The following is a 16,446-nucleotide window of genomic DNA, read 5'->3' as shown; positions in this document are numbered from 1 at the left end:
CCTCGAAGCTGATCGCCTTACACGACCAGATGCTTGCAGAGGCTGGCAGCAGGTGGGACGACTGGCGGCGCTTTGATCTTAGCGACTTGTCGAGGGCGCGATCTCAATTCTACAAGGCCGAAATCGCTCATCTGATCGATAAAGAATACGGTGGCGCTTCGCTATTCGTCTTGAAGGAACCGCGTATCTCGCGGTTCGTACAGCTCTACGCGGATATTTTTGAATCTATGAAAATCGACTTGCGATACGTTCTTGCAAGCCGTAATCCGCTTGCGGTCATCGCCTCGCTCAGCAAAAGGGATCGGTCAACCCCCGGCTTCGGTGCTCTGCTTTGGCTCCGCCATGAACTGGACGCTGAACACTCGACGCGCGGCGCGCCACGTGCATTTGTCTCTTATGAAGGGATGATGCAGGGCTGGCGACCAAGGCTGGACAAGATCGCGGCAGCGCTTTCGGTGGCTTGGCCACGGTCCATGGCGGCGGCTGCAGTTGACATCGATGCTCATATCTCAACGGATTATCGGCACCACGCAGCGACAGACGGTGCGCTCTTCGCCGACGAACGAATCGCCAGCTGGGTAAAAGACACCTACTCGGCACTCAAGGCTCTGGAGAGCGACGCGAATGACGCTAAAGCCATGGCTGATCTTGACCGCGTCAAAGCGGAGTTCGATGCGGTCGCGCCAATATTTGGCGAAGCATTTTTCCCTGAACTTCGAGCTCGACAGCAAATCTCGTCTGAAGCGCAATTGAGTTTGCAGCGCGCCGTCGAAGAGCAAGCGAACAGGGCTACTCAGCTGGCAGCTGAGCTTCAGCAGAAAGATACAGAAATAGCTGCGTATCGCCGTAGCCTGGCGGACGAACGCGCCGCAGCGGAGAAGACTTTAGAAGGCAGTCTCGAAGAGAGAAGGCTAGTTCATTCTCAGCTATCGACTGCGGTCGAGCACAATACGAGACTGACGGAAATGCTGGAGAAGACAAGGTTGGAGCTGAAGGAGGAAAAAAGACGGTTCCTAGCGGAAAGATCGCAGGAAATGTCGAAAATATATGCCGAGACGGACAGCACTCCAGATAGTTCTGAGGTGGCGGCGGAATCGATGCGAATGATGTGGATTGACCAATTGGTTTCCACCAAGCTGGTTCAGCGTCTTAGGCAGTCCCGTGTCCAGCGCGGTAGCTGGCTAAATGTTGCAAAAGCCATCTACAGCCGGGTGGCTTTGAAGGGGGTGAGGCAGGTAACGCTTGACGGTGTCGCTCTTCTTCGTGTTCCGGATCAGCGCATTGCAGGAAACTTGTCCAGGGAGAGGGAAGATGTGGCATCGCGCTTTTCGCTGGCCACGTTTTCTATCTCCAGCTTTGACGGTCCCACCATATCCATTTTGATGCCGGTTTACAGGCCGCCGATCCGCTTTCTGGAGCGGGCGATCTTGTCGGTGATAGCGCAGGAATACCAAAATTGGGAACTCGTTATTGTCGACGACTGCTCGCAGGATGAGGAAATAAAAAGCCTTTTAGATAGATACGCATCTGCCGACAAGAGAGTAAAGATCGATAGATTGTTGGAGAATGGTGGAATATCAAAGGCAACCAATCAAGCGCTAAGCCGGTCATCTGGAGAGTACATCGCTCTTTTGGATCACGATGACATCCTTACGAAGGACGCACTTCTGAGAATTGCAGAAGTCGTAGTAGGAAATCCTCTCGTTGACTTTATATATTCGGATGAATGTAAGGTTGACGCGAACGATCAACCGGTAGAGATATTCTGTAAGCCGGATTGGAGCCCTCATCTCCTGTTCAACTGCATGTATACCGCTCATCTAACTGCCTACCGGAAGAGCTTAGTTCAGCAAGTTGGGGGGTTCCGAAGCGAATACGATTTCTCTCAAGACTACGATCTCGCGTTGCGGGCGGCCGAGCGTTTCACCAAGGTCGTGCACATAGAGCGTGTCCTGTACGGTTGGCGGATGATTGAGGGCTCTGCGGCCGTGGGCGGGAAAGACCATGCTCGAACCTCAAATATTATGGCGCTGGAAGATGCAATCCGTCGCCGGCGATATGGGGGGGAAGCCTTGGCCTTACCCTATGCGAATAGGGTCCATCGAGGTTCGGATCTGGTTTCTGGGAATTTCGTGTCGATTGTAGTCCCGTCCGATAATATTGAGAATATTAGAGCTTCGATCAATTCAATATTGAACGGGACGGACCACCACTCGTTCGAGGTGATCGTGGTAACCAACGGAGAGATAATAAAAAGCCTTGGCTCAATTTCGGAGAAGGTTAAGTTTTCGACGTATGACAAGCCGTTTAATTTCTCTGACAAATGTAATCAGGGTGCCCACGAAGCGATGGGCAAGTACGTGGTTTTTTTCAATGATGACGTGCGGGTAATTTCGAAAGACTGGCTTACGTGCCTCCTCGAAGTTGCGACCTTGGAGAATGTCGGTATTGTTGGTCCGAAGTTGCTTTATGAAAACAATTTGATTCAGCATGCGGGAATGGTCACTGGTGTTCGAGGGTTGGTGGGAACGGCATTTCATTGTCTTCCCGATATGACATCGGATCACTACAATTTTGCGCAGTCCGTTCGCGATGTATCGCTCATTTGCGGCGCATGCTTGATGGTAAGCCGTGATGTATTTGCCGAAATTGGGGGATTTGACGCGGAGAATTTTCCGGTCTCTCACTCTGACGTCGACTTATGCTTGAAGGTACGAGAAAGAGGGTATGACTGCGTATATTCTCCCTACTCCCGCCTATATCACATTGGTCATGCGTCAATAGGTGAAGTTGAAAAGAAAAGGAAGAATTCAAAGCTATTTAAGCGCGATAAGGCTGATATAAATCTTCTGAAGAGGTGGCCGACCGCAATTTCTCGGGATCCATTTTATCCAAAGAAGATGCGAGACTTGCTTTATCACGACTCTCAGGAGGAATATCAGGTGCATCCGCCTGCTGGAATTGTGGACTCTTGGAGCCACAATTACGAAGCCGGGAAGGATATATTGATCGTTTCCCATGATATGACGGAAAGCGGTGCACCACGCGTGGTTCTCGACATGGCGAGGGCGCTTTCATCTGCTGGCAATTTTGTTGTTGTGATGGCGCCGGCAGATGGCCCGATGCGAAAATATATCAATGAACTGGGCGTTACCGTCATTGTCGACGAGCTTCTGTTTGAACGGCATGACACCGTTCTCAAATTTGGCAGAAATTTCGATACGGTAATTGTTAACACTGTACTCGGATGGCCGATAATATCTCAGCTTGCGGAACTGGTTCCAACATTCTGGTATATTCACGAAAGCGAATTTGCGAAGGATCTTTTTTCATCGAACCTCGATGCTAGGTACGCGCTTGAGAAAGCGGCTGGTGTCTGGGTTGGTAGTAAGATTGCTGGCGGCGCGGTGGAGCCATTCTTCCGGGGCTATTCCATTGTTCCGTATGGCACGTCAACGATTGGCCCGGTTTCAGAGCCATTTCAGTCAAGCCTAGGTGATGACAAAAACATCGTCGTCTCGGTGCTGGGCTCATACGAGCCACGCAAAGGCCAGGATCTGGCGATCCTGGCGCTGGACGAACTGGAAAAGAGCGTTCGGCGTATGTGCGAATTGCGATTGGCCGGGCGAATTCTAAATGTGGCGTATCACGGTCAGATCAAGCAAATGGCAGACATCAGAGTTGGGGTTTCCATGGAGGGAGCCCTCAGCCACGCTGACTACGAAAGAGCATTGCATGAAACGGATATACTTCTTGTCTCGTCACGCGACGACACCCTCCCCCTCGTTTCCATCGATGCCCTAAGGTCGGGCAAGATTCTGGTTTGCTCCACCGCTGTGGGAACCGCTGACTTCATCGAGGATGGTGTATCCGGCTATGTGGCGAAAGATGCCAGCCCGATTAGCCTTGCGGCCGCTTTAAGAAAAGCGATCAGTGACAGAGACAAATGGCGCGAGATCGGGGATGCCGCCAAGGCAGTTTTCGAGGCTAGTTTCTCGTCCGAAGCCTTCGCGGCAGAAATATTGCGCCATTTGGAATCGACGCGGGACGGTGATCGGAACCGTGCGGCATGAGGCGAGGTGAAATCTTGTCCCATCGGAGGTTGTGTAAGGAAATTGGCAGCCTCGAGCCGCACGGACGAGGTGGACTTCTTCGCCCTCGAAAAAGGGGACACGAATGATCGGCATTTTCGGAGCGTCCGGATTTATCGGGCGGAACCTGATTGACCATTTCAATCAGAGAGAAATCCCCTTTCGTGCGTTTGTTCGGCGGCAAGGTCTTCAACTCGCCAATATGGCGATTATTGATTTCGATGATCCTGCAACCTATCGCCACCACTTCGAAGGGTTAAGCGCTGCAGTGCTGCTCGTTAGTGCATCTGTGCCAGCCACGTTTGCTAATGACCTCGTGTCTGAGGTGGACCGAAATGTTATCCCGCATGTCAAATTTCTGCAGAGTATGCGCGGAAGTTCGATCCAGCACGTAGTTTATCTTTCGTCTGGCGGGACGATCTATGGGGTCCCCCAGCAGCCAAAAATCAGTGAAGAGCATCCAACCCTGCCTATAAGCACCTATGGATGCGGCAAGTTGATGGTCGAGAACGCCATTAGGACGTTGTCTGTAGCAGAGGGGTGGAGTTACTCGATTCTTCGTGCTTCGAACCCAATTGGAAAATACCAGTCGCCCGAAAAGGGTCAAGGTGTGGTAGCCGCCGCCGTTCGGGCCGCCTTTCTAGGTGCTCCGATTGATATATGGGGCAACGGGCAGGCATTGCGCGACTATATCGACGTGCGAGATCTTTGTGCCGCCATTGATGCCGTTCTAAAGCCGAAAGGACAGAAAAGAGCAATTTACAACGTTGGTTCTGGGAGGTCGCTTAGCGTAAATGAGGTAATAGATCTTTGTGCATATGCTTGTGGTCGCCATATTCGCCGCAATTACGTCCCTGAAAAGTCATTTCTCGTCAAGGATGTTGAATTAAACTGCGATGCAATAACGCGAGATACTGGATGGAAAGCAGATTTTGATATTTCCGGTGCAATACAAGATTTTGTGTGGGATTACAGGAAGAAGATTCAAGCCGCATCATGAATTTTACTCAACTTAGTGTTTCGCTCATTCGCCGGGAGGTGGTCGGTCGCTATCGTGGCTCTGCCTTGGGATTGCTGTGGTCGCTGCTCAACCCGCTATTCATGCTGGCTGTCTACACGTTTGTGTTCGGCGTGGTGATGAAGTCGCGCTGGACGATGCCAGACCAGCAGAGCGCAACACATTCCACCGGCGAGTTTGCGGTTGTCCTATTCTGCGGGCTGATTGTCTTTCAATTTTTCGCCGAGGTGATTTCGCTGTCGCCCAGCCTAATCGTAGGCAATGCCAATTATGTGAAGAAGATCGTGTTTCCGATCCAGATACTGCCGGTGGTTGCATCTGGTGCAGCATTGTTCCATGCGGCCGTCAGCTTGTTGGTGCTGCTGGCTTTCGCCTACATCGTCTTCGGCGGTATCCCAGCAACGGTGATCTTGGCGCCCGTGGTTTTCGCACCGCTGATTGTCCTAGTGCTCGGCATGGCTTGGATATTGGCATCGATCGGCGTCTATTTCCGTGACATGAGCCAGATAGTAACACCGCTGGTGACCGCCACTATGTTCCTCTCGCCGGTCTTCTTTCAGAGAACGTCGCTGCCAACCTGGCTACAACCTTGGCTTTCGCTCAATCCGCTCGCGATTCCCGTTGAGAGCTTCCGCGACGTGGTTCTTTTCGGTGTGCAGCCAAATTGGGCCGCCCTTGGCAATTACTCCATGGTGGCGATTGCAACTGCATTTTTCGGCTATCAATTCTTCCAGAAAACCCGAAGAGGATTTGCAGATGTCCTCTGACAGGTCAGGCAACCGCGCTTCCGACATAGCAATTCGCGTGCGCGATGTGTCCAAGCACTATGTCATGTTCGAGCGACCTGAAGACCGCTTCAAGCAAATGATAGTCCCGCGGTTGGAGCGGCTGATCGGTCGCCCGCCGCGCCGCTATTTTCGCGATTTCGCCGCGCTCTCCGGAATTTCGCTTGAAGTTGGCCGCGGCGAAACCGTCGGTATTATCGGCCGCAACGGCTCCGGCAAGTCGACCCTGCTACAGATCATTTGCGGCACACTGCAGCCGACGAGCGGCTCGGTCGAAGTCAACGGCCGTATTGCCGCGCTGTTGGAACTTGGCGCAGGATTCAATCCCGAATTCACCGGACGCGAGAACGTCTTCCTCAACGCCTCAATTCTCGGCGTGCCGCGCAGGGAGATGGAGTGGCGGTTCGACGACATCGCCCGCTTCGCCGATATCGGACCGTTCATTGATCAACCCGTGAAAACCTATTCGTCCGGTATGTATGTGCGTCTGGCATTCGCCACGGCCATCAATGTCGACCCGGACATCTTGGTGGTGGATGAAGCTCTGTCTGTGGGGGATGAGGCCTTCCAGCGAAAATGCTTCGCCCGCATTGAGGACATTAAGGATAAGGGTGGCACTATCCTGTTTGTGAGCCATGCCGCTCAGACAATTGTGCAGCTGTGTTCGAAAGCAATGCTAATCGATACCGGAGAACTGATTTCTCAAGGCAGACCCAAAGCCGTAGTCAATCAATATCAGCGGCTAGTAAATGCTTCTGGGGATACGGCAGCACAAATGCGAGCGAGCATTGTACGCTTGGCTGCCGTCCGACCGCACAGCGCGGCAGGTGTAAATGTTGAAAGGGAGAGTGCCGAAGACATAGCGAAGACCGTCTATGAAGTTGATTACTCCGCGCTTCCGTTGGCGTCATCGTCCTTGCACGGCCAAGAAGAGTTTTCGGATTATTTCGACAAGAGTTTACAGACGCAATCTGCAACGGCAACGGAAGAACACGGTGCACGTATTCACGAACTTCGCCTAACAACAATGGTTGGCAGTCAGGTGAATGTTCTTCAGTTAGGCAAGCGGTACGCGTTCAAGTTTAAAGTGAACTTTTCAGTCGATGCGGCCAATGTAGCTTTCGGCATGGCTTTGAAAACCGTTTCTGGCTTGATATTAGCTGGGGCAAACAATGTCGACAAAGATATTTTCAGGATAAAGAAAGTAAAATCTGGGGATACCGTTATGGTCTCCTTTGAGTTTAATTGTTTGATGCTCCCGGGTACTTATTTTATTGGAAGTTCAGTTTTTGGAAAAACTACATCTGGTAGCAGTCCGCTGCACAGAGTCATCGATGCTGTTGCATTTCGTGTAGCGCCGGAAGTGGACCTTCTTTCATCTGGGCATTTTGATTTAGGGACCTCTATAAAGACAGAAATTCTATAGTATTTCCTTTTTCATAGTTAAGGTGCCGTCGGGCGATCGCAGCACCCGTATATAGTCGAAAAATCTCAACGGCTCATCTCTCATTGCATCGATCGGCTTCTGTGAGTTCCAATGTGAAATGGCCGGGGACGATGTCATGCGATATGCCTCGCCCTCACTCTCGTCTTCGTACCAATCCAGATGCCTGGCATCATAGGGATAGTAAATTCGCAATCCCTTCTGCAGTCGATGGAAACGCTCTCCAGCGCGATAGAGAGCAAAGGTTGTGTCGATTGGCGCTCGTTGGTAAGCGATCTTAATTTCGTCGCGCGTGAACCAAGAAGGCTCTTTGTGCCAGAACTGATCAATGTGGCGATTCATCGCATGATTGTAAAGGGAATAGGTGGAAGGGATATCATGTATCCTTAGCATTGGCCCCACGCAGGCGATGTCTCTGAAATTATCCAACAAGAGGTCAAAAACAGACAATATATCCGGAGCCGCGCCGCTGAGATCGACGTCGCCATCCGTTACCACATACCTGCCAGGCTCGGCCCAATTGGAAAAGTACATCTCAATCGTGGTATTGATGTTGTCCAGCTCTTCAGGTGAGTTGATCGCTGTCGATCTAATGATTGTTACGCCAGATCTCTCTAAATTATCAAGTATCGACAATGTGCGATGATCGAAACTTCCGTTGTCGTGAATAACGATGTCAACATCTGTGCTGAGTCGGTTGTAGGAATCTACCACTTTAAGTAATTGATCGCCTCGGTTAAACGAGATTATGAAAATTGGTACTGGTCTAGACCGACATTTGTCAAAAGTATATATTTTCCGATCGGAAAATATATCTATATCATCTACTCTTTTAACCAGTGCTGCAGACAGGGCGTCGGTATCAATTTCCATTTCATGGATTTGGCAGAGGTCGGCAAGATCCGATCTTGACCACGTGCGATTGATGGAAACTGCATCTGCCTGAGGTCTTTTTGCTAATGAAAACCAATCACGAAATTTGAAGCCCTCACCCGCTACCTGGTTGGAGAACTCAACCCAAGCATTAGGAATCCCGAGTGATTCGGAGAAGATCAAGCCATGGAGCGAAGAACTGATCGCGTACTGGCACTGCGCAAGCGCCGAAATGAATGCTTTTGGCTCTTGGTGTACATCTAGAACTCTCACGCCATCCAATGCAGACAGGCTCTGTACGTACGGGTTTGTTTGATCCACGTAGTGAGGAATGACGGCCAGATCAAATCGATCTCCCAACTGTGGTTTGTCCACCAATATGTTAGACAGGAAACCTGGGTCTCCGAGCGGAATGTCGGATAATCTGCTCCGCAGGGCCCGTGATAATTCGGTATAGGAAAGTTTCCCACGCAAAGCCAAAACCCGAGATGGTGCTGGATTTCCTATCCCCAATCTAGGGTTCATGATTCCACTACCCCAAACGTATGAATGTTCGGTGGCGCTTGCAAGAATACTTCCGGCACCCAACAAGTGCTTGGAGCTTAAATTAGAAGTCCATTTTGTTTCTTTTCCCGATACGGCGCGGACTATTTCGGGGGAAAATTTATCCCCAACGTTGTTTATTCTAAGGAAGTAATTTAGAGGTATCATGCGTGAAGGTTATCTCTTTCTCGTGAAATTGATCGATATTTGACTATTAATTTTTTTTAATGACAAATAGAGATTCATTTTGGATCGACGATTCGAAGTGTTTGGTAAATCCAAATAGCTTCTGCAGGCGGCTAAGATGATCTGAAAATGCTTCCTTTGTCCATGCATGAACGTGGATGTCTATCCGGTGTTTTAGCCCATGTTCTGCCGCAGCTACTAACTGGTCCTCCGAAAATTTTGGCTGCGATAAAGGGTGAACGAAGCGACAGTGTTCTATGTAAGAGTCAAGAAGAGTTGGACCTCCGCCTGTTTGGAGGTCGCCCATTAGATGCTCAAACGTAGTCAGCGGGCGGTTGCGGTCAGTAGTGAATCTCATGTCTGGTACGGCGAAAACATAAACCCCGCCGGATTTGAGACGTGCCAGACCCTCCCTAATTGAGCCGAATGGATTTGCCAGGTGCTCGATAACATGGGCTGAGATGATAAAGTCGAGGCTTTCGAGCTTTGTCCCAGCAAAAGTCTCCGCATCGATAAATCCGCCTTGGGTGATGTTTGGGTCGGCAAAGTGAGTCTTCAAGGTCTCGTTGTCGCGGATATCGCCGTAGATCACAGTGGCCATAGACGGAACTGGAAACGGCCTGTTGCCTGCCCCGACCTCAATGCCGACTCCTTCAATAAAGGCATTTGAAACCACAGCTCTTGCGCCGATGACCTCATGAAGTCCGGCTTTATCTTCGGCCTGTCGACGATCGCGATGCAAAGCCGCCGCTACCCGAGCAAGCTCGTCATGCGAGCGTTTTGACCAAAACTCTATCGTCTCATCTTCATTTGTTTTGATCACGCTTTTTTGGCTCCTGCCTGCAAGTTCTCTAACCAAGTCCATTGGCCGCTGAAGGAACGGGAATTTCTGGGCAATCTCGGCTCTGCGCATCCGACTCCCTTACATCAATCTTTTTGGCGACCCAAGAAGTTCCGATGGACCCATCCGTAGGAATGGCCAAATCCACAGTAGGGTCTAGTTCGCACAAAAAACCTCTAGCTATGCCCTCCGCCCCGCAGTATGCGATACACCACGGCGGGGGCCGGGGATGGCACTTAGGGTAGATTGGTCGCGAAGTATCTTCGTGTTCGCACTCCGCTGGTGTCGATGCCCTTGAGCCTGGAGTCTAGTGCCGTCCAATGAATTCCCACCTTGAAGCTGTGTTCGGGCTCAGGCCACAGATGCGGCGCGCCTTCATCATGGTCCAGGACGTGGTCATGGTCTTGGTCGCCGTGGCACTCAGCCTTGTTCTTTCGCGGTCGAATCTTTCGTTCGAAGCGTTCTCCAACGAGGGTCTGGCGACATGGGCGGGCATCGTCGTCATCAGCCATCTGCTGTTCCGCTACAGTGGCCTCTACACCACCGTGTGGCGCTTCGCCTCGACGCCGGACTTTTTCAACATCCTGAAGAGCTGCGCGATTTTGACGTTCACTCTTTACATGGCGTCGCTGCTGCTGCGTTTTTACCGGCCGGTGGCGGGGCTCAACGAGCGTCAGTTCATCGTCTTCTTCCTCGTCTCCTTCACCATCATATCGGCACCCCGGCTGTTCTACCGCTTCCTGCGTGACGGCGCGAGCTGGGGGATTCTGAGCCGCAAGACCGACCAGCAGGCCAAGCGCGCTCTGTTTGTCGGCCGGCTCGGCGAGGCCGACCTGATCATTCGCTTCACCCGCACGGCGCAACCGGCGGACTATTCCATCGCAGGCATCATGGCCACCGAGCGCGGCGCACCGTTGGGCACGCGGATTCAAGGTGTTCCCGTAGTGGCGACAATGCCGCGCCTGATCGATGTCCTGGAAGACTATGCGACCGGCACCAAGAGCCTGGACTTGCTGATTTTCGGTAGCGGCGCCGAGCACGAAATCGAGGACTATTCGGAACTTGTGCGCATTGCCCGGCACGGCGACATAAATGTGGTGCAGTTCTCAGGCCTTTCGGAGTTGGAACAGCACGGAAAGCTGGTTCTCGACACCGTCGAGATGGAAACGATCCTGCGCCGGCCGACGGTCGCGTCCGATATCCAGCGTATCGGCGCCTTTGTCGGCGGCAAACGCGTTCTGGTGACCGGCGGCGCCGGTTCGATCGGCCAGACGCTGGTCAGGCGGTCGCTGGAACTCGGAGCCGAGGCGGTGCTGGTCGCCGACAACTCCGAGTTCGGCATTTTCCAGCTGAGCCAGTATGTTGACGAGAAGGACCACGACCGCCTCAAGGTCCGCATCGTCGATGTCGCGGACCGGCGCCAGATAACGCGTGTCGTCACGGAATTCCGGCCGGACATCATCTTTCATGCCGCGGCCCTCAAGCATGTTCCGCTGCTCGAGGAAAACTGGGATTCGGCCATCCAGACCAATATCTTCGGAACGCTCGTTTGTGCCGAGGTCGCCGCCAAGTGCGGGGTTGCGCAATTTGTCCTGATATCGAGCGACAAGGCGGTGGATCCCTCGTCAGTGCTCGGCATGACGAAGCGGGCCGCCGAACAGATCATCAGCGCCTTGCATGGCACGCCGGCAGGCGAGACAAGCGGGCGTCGCCCGGCCACCAAGTTCATTGCAGTGCGGTTCGGCAACGTCTTCGGCAGCAATGGATCGGTGGCGACCATATTCCAGGCGCAGATCGAGGCCGGAGGGCCCGTCACCATCACCGACCGGCGCATGACGCGCTATTTCATGACCGTGGCCGAAGCCGTCGATCTCGTCATCATGTCGGCGGCCGACGCCGCGTCGCGGCAGAGCGGAGACGATTATGCCGTCTATATGCTCGACATGGGCAAGCCGGTGCCGATCCTTGAAGTGGCCGAAACGATGATCCGCTTGTCCGGAAAGAGCCCATACAAGGACGTCGCGATCCGGTTCACCGGCATAAGGCCGGGTGAAAAACTCCACGAAACGCTGCATGGCGAAGACGAGGAACTCGTCGAACTCGGCATCTCGAAGATTTTCGGCCTCAGCACGGACGTCGTGGAATGGTCGGATGTCCAGGTCGCGCTCACGGCGCTGCAGCAGTCGGCGAAAAACCAGGACAAGGCTGCCGCGCTCGCCGCATTGGCAGGTCTCGACCGCGCCAAGAAGGCCAGGGCAAGTGCACGTCAAGACCCGATTCCGAAGACCGCCGGGCAGGCGACCTAGAACAATTCCGGGAAAAGCGCACGGCGCTTACCTTTGGGAATTGCGCCAAATCAAAGAGATAGATCCAATCAGAATCAGAAAGCGATCTTGCTCGTGAGCAAAGATGTTCTGCGCATCGCGGTCCTGATGGGCACGAAAGACGGCGCCGCCTTCATCGAGGAGCAGCTGCAGTCCCTGCTCGAGCAGTCGCACCCTCTGGTCGACCTGTGGATATCCGACGATGGCTCCGCCGATGGCACGACCGCCATCATCGAGGCATGGAAATCCCGCTGGCGGCCCAAGGGTCGAATGACGCTCGTCGAGGGGCCGCGGCAAGGCTTCGCCGCCAATTTCCGCTCCATGATCGTCGATCGACGCATCGAGGCGGACTGCTATGCCTTCTGCGACCAGGACGATATCTGGGAGCCCGACAGGCTGGAGAGCGCTATCGACTGGATGCGGACCCAGGATGCGAAAATCCCGCTGATGTTTTGTTCGCGAACCGCGACCATGACGGAAACGGGAAGCCTTGTCGGCCATTCGCCTTTGTTTGCCCGGCCGCCAACCTTTCGCAACGCGCTTGTGCAAAGCATCGCCGGCGGCAACACCATCCTGCTCAACGCAGCGGCACGCGACCTGCTGGCCAGGGCCTGCATGCGGACCGGGTTCGTCAGCCACGACTGGTGGGCCTATCTCATCGTGACCGCTGCCGGCGGCATCGTCCGCTACGATCCGCGGCCGCTGGTGCGCTACCGGCAGCATGCGGCAAATTTGGTCGGCGCCAACGTGTCCTGGAAAGCAAGGGTGTCCCGGCTTGGCCGCCTGTTCAAGGGGGAATTCGCCGGCTGGACGGACCTCAACCTTGACGGTCTCGCCGTCAATCGCGACCTCCTGACCGAGGACGCGATGGTGTGCCTCGACCTTTTCACCCACGGGCGCGACGGCGGCCTTTTCCGCCGCTTGGCAGGCTTGCGCCGAAGCGGCGTCTATCGGCAGACCGTTTCCGGAAACCTGGGGCTCTATCTCGCCTTCATCCTGGGGCGCATCTGAACATTGCGACGGCTGCGTGGCGCGCTTGGTCAAGAGATCGGCTCATGCTACGTCGACCGGATTGACGACATTGGCCTGCGGCTTTGCCTCGGGACTTCGGCAGGGAGCACTATCGGCCGTTCATGAAGGCAGCCAAGCAAATCTTCGATCTTGCCGGTGCGGCTCTGCTGCTGGTGGCGACATCTCCTGTCTTGGCGCTCACCGTCCTTGCCGTTCGGGCATCGTCGCCGGGCCCGGCTATTTTTTCACAGGTGCGGGTCGGCCGTGACGGTCGGCTTTTCCGCTGCCACAAGTTGCGCACGATGTATGTCGGGACGCCGTCGCTACCCTCGCATGAGGCGCCGGCGGATTCCGTGACATCGGTTGGAAAGGTCTTGCGGAAGTTCAAGCTGGATGAGCTGCCGCAATTCTGGAACGTCTTGAAGGGCGAAATGAGCCTGGTCGGGCCGCGGCCCTGCCTGCCGACCCAGACGGAATTGATCGAGTGTCGCAGGCGGCTGGGGGTTTTGGCGGCGCTGCCGGGCATAACCGGCCTGGCCCAGATCAGGGGCATCGACATGTCTAACCCGGAACTCTTGGCGCAAACGGATGCTGCCTACCTCCGCACCGCGTCGTTCTGGCTCGATCTTCGGATCCTGTTTGGAACGCTCTACCGCTGAGCAGACCATGAAAAGATCATGGTCAAGCAAGAAAGTCAGGATCTGCTGAGCCGCGCCAGCTCGGCCAGCCGCTCAAGCGTGCCGGCTTCGGGCGTCCACCCCTGCGATACCAGCAGGGCGGGGTCGCATATCTGTGTGGCGGTCAGGCTGTCCCAGAACGCCCGCCTGCCGAGTGCGGCCACCACCGGCCGTATCAGCCCGGCCGGCACCGCCATCAGGCGCACAGGCCGCCCCAAACCTCTGCGAAAGGCGGTGATGACGGCGTCGACGGCGACCGGCGGCACATCGGCGCCGACATAGATCGGGCGAAGCGGCCCGGAATGCCTGAGCAGGTGCGACACTGCTCGCACCGCGGCCTCGGAAGACATCAGCGAGCGGATTCCGGTCAAGGCACCCGTCGGCAGCGGCAGCGGCGTATCGGCAAGGCGCATCAGCGTTGCCAGATTTCCCCTCATGCCACTTCCATAGACCGGAGGCAGGCGCAACACGGCGGCGTCGGAGCGGCCATGCGACGCATAGGCGTCCAAAACCGTGATCTCGCTTTCGCGCTTCGAGCGTCCATAGGCGCATTGTGGGGCAGGAAGCGTGTCCTCGTCGATCGTTGCGCTGACGTGCGCGCCGATCACCGCCCGGATCGAGGAGAGATGAATGAAACGTCCGCTTATCTGGGCCGCCGCTGCATGCGCCAGCCTTGCGCTCAGTTCCACATTGGCCGCCTGGTAATCGGCTTCGGTTGCATTTCCCCGATCATTGTTGAGGCCAGCGCAATGGACGACGTCAGTCATATGCCGGGTCAGTTCCAGAAAGGCGGCGGCCGGCGCATCGAAGCCGGGCATCGGCACAGCCTCGTTCTCCGAAGCAAGCCTCTCGGGATGGCGGGAGGCGAGGCGAAGCTCGGCACCGGCTTCGCGTAAGTGGCGCACGACAAGACGCCCGATGAAACCTGTCGCGCCCGTGACCAGAACCTTCATGGCCTTGCCCGAGACAGGTCTTGCGTGACTGGTGCAAGTGCCGGCTCGTCCAGCAAAGGAACATGGCGTCCGGAGGCGAGATATGTTCCGCTCACCAGGAAGACCATCAGCACCGAGTCCAGAATGTCATGGCCGACCAGGATGCCTGTCATTCCGGCCGTCAGATAGGTGATCACCACGACGACAATCATGGTGGCGCCGAACCGCTCGTTCGGATCGCTGCTGTTTCGCAAGACCCGGGCGGCATTTCCAGCGGCAACGATAAAGATCGCTGCCAGCGTCACGGCGCCCAGAATTCCTGCTTGCACCAAGGCGGTCAGGAAGCCGTTGTGGAAATGGTTGAAGCCTGTGTCCATCGCGAACTGCTCATGAAAGCCCTGTTTGATCAGAAGCTGGGTTGCACCCACACCGTGCCCGAACAGTGGCATGTCATGGAATGCTTTGAGGCCGATCTCCCAAAGCGCAACACGTATTCCCAACGAGGTGTCGTAGTTGCCGCTAGCTCCAAGCGCACCCCAATCGGAGCGCAAAAAGTCGACCCGCCCGGATATCGCCTGGAAGCTGGAAGCGGCGATCACGACGCCGACTGCCGCCAGCAGCAGCAGCAGGCGAACGGCATTCCTGCCCCTGAGCCTGTGCCGGTTGATCAACATGACGGCTATGCCGGCGATCAGCAGTGCCAGCCAGATGGTACGCGAGCCGGAATAGATGACGGCGATCGTCCCGGCCAGTGTCGCGTAGAAGAGGGGTGTCCGGGCTTGCTCAATACTGGACAAGGCGCCAGCCACACAGGTCACCACGGCAAGGCAGACGACGGTTGCGAAGACGATCGGATTTCCGGCTCCCCCCTCCGCCCTGACGCCAATCCAATATTGCTGGATGACGGCCATGAGCAGCGCGACAAAGCAGGCGGCCATGCTGGAAAGCACGACGATGCGGGCAAGCGTGGTTTTCTGCGTGTTGCTCCATGTCGAATAGGACACGGGAAAAAACAGGAAGGTGACGAGCGGGATAAGATGCGGCGCATCCCGGACAAACGAGTTGTTGACGATGGACGCCAGGAGATTGGCGGCGCAGTAGGCATAGATCGCGACCGTCATCCAGATCATGGGCCGGTCGGCGTTGAAGCGCCTTTTCCCTAAAGCAATCAGCAGGGCGGACGAAAGGCCTCCGCCATTGAACACAAAGCTGACCACCGACCCCAGAACCGGTGGAAAAAAGAAGCAAAGGATGGAGAAGTAGTTGTTGATCCGCGAAGGCGAGAATTGCTGTGTGAGGGATGAAAGCCGGCTCAATTTTCGGGCTCGCTGTTTTCGGCAAGTGTCATGCGGCGGATCTTGTTTAGCGAAGTTGAATGCGCTCGCCTCGAAATTGCCCAGGCCTCATAACGCGCTTGCCCGCTGCCGAAGCTGGTATAGCGGCCGCCCCCCGTTTTCGATAGTGTATCTGGTGGATTGCCACCGAAAATCGGCGGCAGGCGACGGTCGGCCAAGGGAAGTCGCTTGAAAGCCGTAGCCGGTCATTCAAGCAATATTTTCCCCGCGTTTTCTCGGTTGTTGAGCTTGCGGGCAGGAATTTCCGGGTTTGATGGTATCTGTGGAAAATTCATTCTCGAACCATGTGCGGCCGGGCCAGTCTTGCATTGTTCTTGACAACGGCGATCTGCTAGAACGCCGGCACGAGGAAGATTGTCCAGAAAC

General features: G+C 55.0%; 12 protein-coding genes. 7 read left to right on the top strand and 5 right to left on the bottom strand.

Features of this window, described 5'->3' with window-relative positions; all coding sequences use genetic code 11:
- The first annotated feature begins 29 nt into the window (after positions 1-29).
- The 4 genes from EN991_RS04285 to EN991_RS04270 all read left to right on the top strand — a co-directional run bounded on the left by EN991_RS04285 (position 30) and on the right by EN991_RS04270 (position 7,320).
- Positions 30-4,073 carry a glycosyltransferase gene (locus EN991_RS04285; protein ID WP_206519148.1) on the top strand — a complete coding sequence of 1,348 codons (4,044 nt, stop codon included), beginning with the start codon at positions 30-32 and terminating at the stop codon, positions 4,071-4,073.
- 103 nt (positions 4,074-4,176) lie between these two features.
- Positions 4,177-5,091: an NAD-dependent epimerase/dehydratase family protein gene (locus EN991_RS04280; protein WP_127368220.1), complete on the top strand. Its 915-nt coding sequence runs from the start codon at positions 4,177-4,179 to the stop codon at positions 5,089-5,091.
- Positions 5,088-5,876, top strand: a complete 789-nt coding sequence (locus EN991_RS04275; protein ID WP_127368219.1) for an ABC transporter permease — start codon at positions 5,088-5,090, stop codon at positions 5,874-5,876. The genes EN991_RS04280 and EN991_RS04275 overlap by 4 nt, the downstream gene beginning before the upstream one ends.
- A complete protein-coding gene (locus EN991_RS04270) occupies positions 5,866-7,320 on the top strand; it encodes an ABC transporter ATP-binding protein (protein WP_127368218.1) in 1,455 nt (484 codons plus the stop codon). Before EN991_RS04275 ends, EN991_RS04270 begins: the two co-directional genes overlap by 11 nt.
- Here EN991_RS04270 and EN991_RS04265 read toward each other — a convergent pair.
- Positions 7,315-8,922, bottom strand: coding sequence for a polysaccharide pyruvyl transferase family protein (locus EN991_RS04265; RefSeq protein WP_127368217.1), 1,608 nt, complete (start codon positions 8,920-8,922; stop codon positions 7,315-7,317). The two genes, EN991_RS04270 and EN991_RS04265, sit on opposite strands and share 6 nt — an antisense overlap.
- A gap of 46 nt (positions 8,923-8,968) precedes the next feature.
- Positions 8,969-9,853, bottom strand: coding sequence for an SAM-dependent methyltransferase (locus tag EN991_RS04260; RefSeq protein WP_127368216.1), 885 nt, complete (start codon positions 9,851-9,853; stop codon positions 8,969-8,971).
- A gap of 248 nt (positions 9,854-10,101) precedes the next feature.
- Here EN991_RS04260 and EN991_RS04255 point away from each other — a divergent pair, with 248 nt between their 5' ends.
- The 3 genes from EN991_RS04255 (at position 10,102) to EN991_RS04245 (ending at position 13,775) form a co-directional block, all read left to right on the top strand.
- Positions 10,102-12,087: a nucleoside-diphosphate sugar epimerase/dehydratase gene (locus EN991_RS04255; RefSeq protein ID WP_164766111.1), complete on the top strand. Its 1,986-nt coding sequence runs from the start codon at positions 10,102-10,104 to the stop codon at positions 12,085-12,087.
- 93 nt (positions 12,088-12,180) lie between these two features.
- The gene (locus EN991_RS04250) at positions 12,181-13,116 is read left to right on the top strand and encodes a glycosyltransferase family 2 protein (RefSeq protein ID WP_127368215.1); all 936 of its coding nucleotides are present in this window, start codon (positions 12,181-12,183) and stop codon (positions 13,114-13,116) included.
- Between the two features lie 122 nt (positions 13,117-13,238).
- The gene (locus tag EN991_RS04245; protein ID WP_013532714.1) at positions 13,239-13,775 is read left to right on the top strand and encodes a sugar transferase; all 537 of its coding nucleotides are present in this window, start codon (positions 13,239-13,241) and stop codon (positions 13,773-13,775) included.
- Positions 13,776-13,810: 35 nt separating this feature from the next.
- On the opposite strand, the gene EN991_RS04240 is transcribed toward EN991_RS04245, so the two are convergent.
- The 3 genes from EN991_RS04240 to EN991_RS40265 form a co-directional block, all read right to left on the bottom strand.
- Complete coding sequence (locus EN991_RS04240; RefSeq protein WP_127368214.1) at positions 13,811-14,746, bottom strand: NAD-dependent epimerase/dehydratase family protein; 936 nt, start codon at positions 14,744-14,746, stop codon at positions 13,811-13,813.
- On the bottom strand, positions 14,743-16,041 hold the full coding sequence (locus EN991_RS04235) for an O-antigen ligase (RefSeq protein ID WP_127368213.1): 1,299 nt from the start codon (positions 16,039-16,041) through the stop codon (positions 14,743-14,745). The genes EN991_RS04240 and EN991_RS04235 overlap by 4 nt, the downstream gene beginning before the upstream one ends.
- Before the next feature lie 224 nt (positions 16,042-16,265).
- The coding region (locus tag EN991_RS40265; RefSeq protein ID WP_206519147.1) for a hypothetical protein at positions 16,266-16,446 on the bottom strand (181 nt) is incomplete at its 5' end.

The organism is Mesorhizobium sp. M7A.F.Ca.US.005.03.2.1, assembly GCF_003997795.1.
Lineage (GTDB): Bacteria > Pseudomonadota > Alphaproteobacteria > Rhizobiales > Rhizobiaceae > Mesorhizobium > Mesorhizobium ciceri.
Note: the sequence above shows the minus strand (reverse complement) of the source record. Positions and strands in the feature narration are given on the sequence as shown.

Excerpts from the sequence above, each read along its gene's own strand:
- EN991_RS04285 (WP_206519148.1), top strand. The coding sequence starts at position 30 with ATGCTTGCAGAGGCTGGCAGCAGGTGGGACGACTGGCGGCGCTTTGAT.
- EN991_RS04280 (WP_127368220.1), top strand. The coding sequence starts at position 4,177 with ATGATCGGCATTTTCGGAGCGTCCGGATTTATCGGGCGGAACCTGATT.
- EN991_RS04275 (WP_127368219.1), top strand. The coding sequence starts at position 5,088 with ATGAATTTTACTCAACTTAGTGTTTCGCTCATTCGCCGGGAGGTGGTC.
- EN991_RS04270 (WP_127368218.1), top strand. The coding sequence starts at position 5,866 with ATGTCCTCTGACAGGTCAGGCAACCGCGCTTCCGACATAGCAATTCGC.
- EN991_RS04265 (WP_127368217.1), bottom strand. The coding sequence starts at position 8,922 with ATGATACCTCTAAATTACTTCCTTAGAATAAACAACGTTGGGGATAAA.
- EN991_RS04260 (WP_127368216.1), bottom strand. The coding sequence starts at position 9,853 with ATGCGCAGAGCCGAGATTGCCCAGAAATTCCCGTTCCTTCAGCGGCCA.
- EN991_RS04255 (WP_164766111.1), top strand. The coding sequence starts at position 10,102 with ATGAATTCCCACCTTGAAGCTGTGTTCGGGCTCAGGCCACAGATGCGG.
- EN991_RS04245 (WP_013532714.1), top strand. The coding sequence starts at position 13,239 with ATGAAGGCAGCCAAGCAAATCTTCGATCTTGCCGGTGCGGCTCTGCTG.
- EN991_RS04240 (WP_127368214.1), bottom strand. The coding sequence starts at position 14,746 with ATGAAGGTTCTGGTCACGGGCGCGACAGGTTTCATCGGGCGTCTTGTC.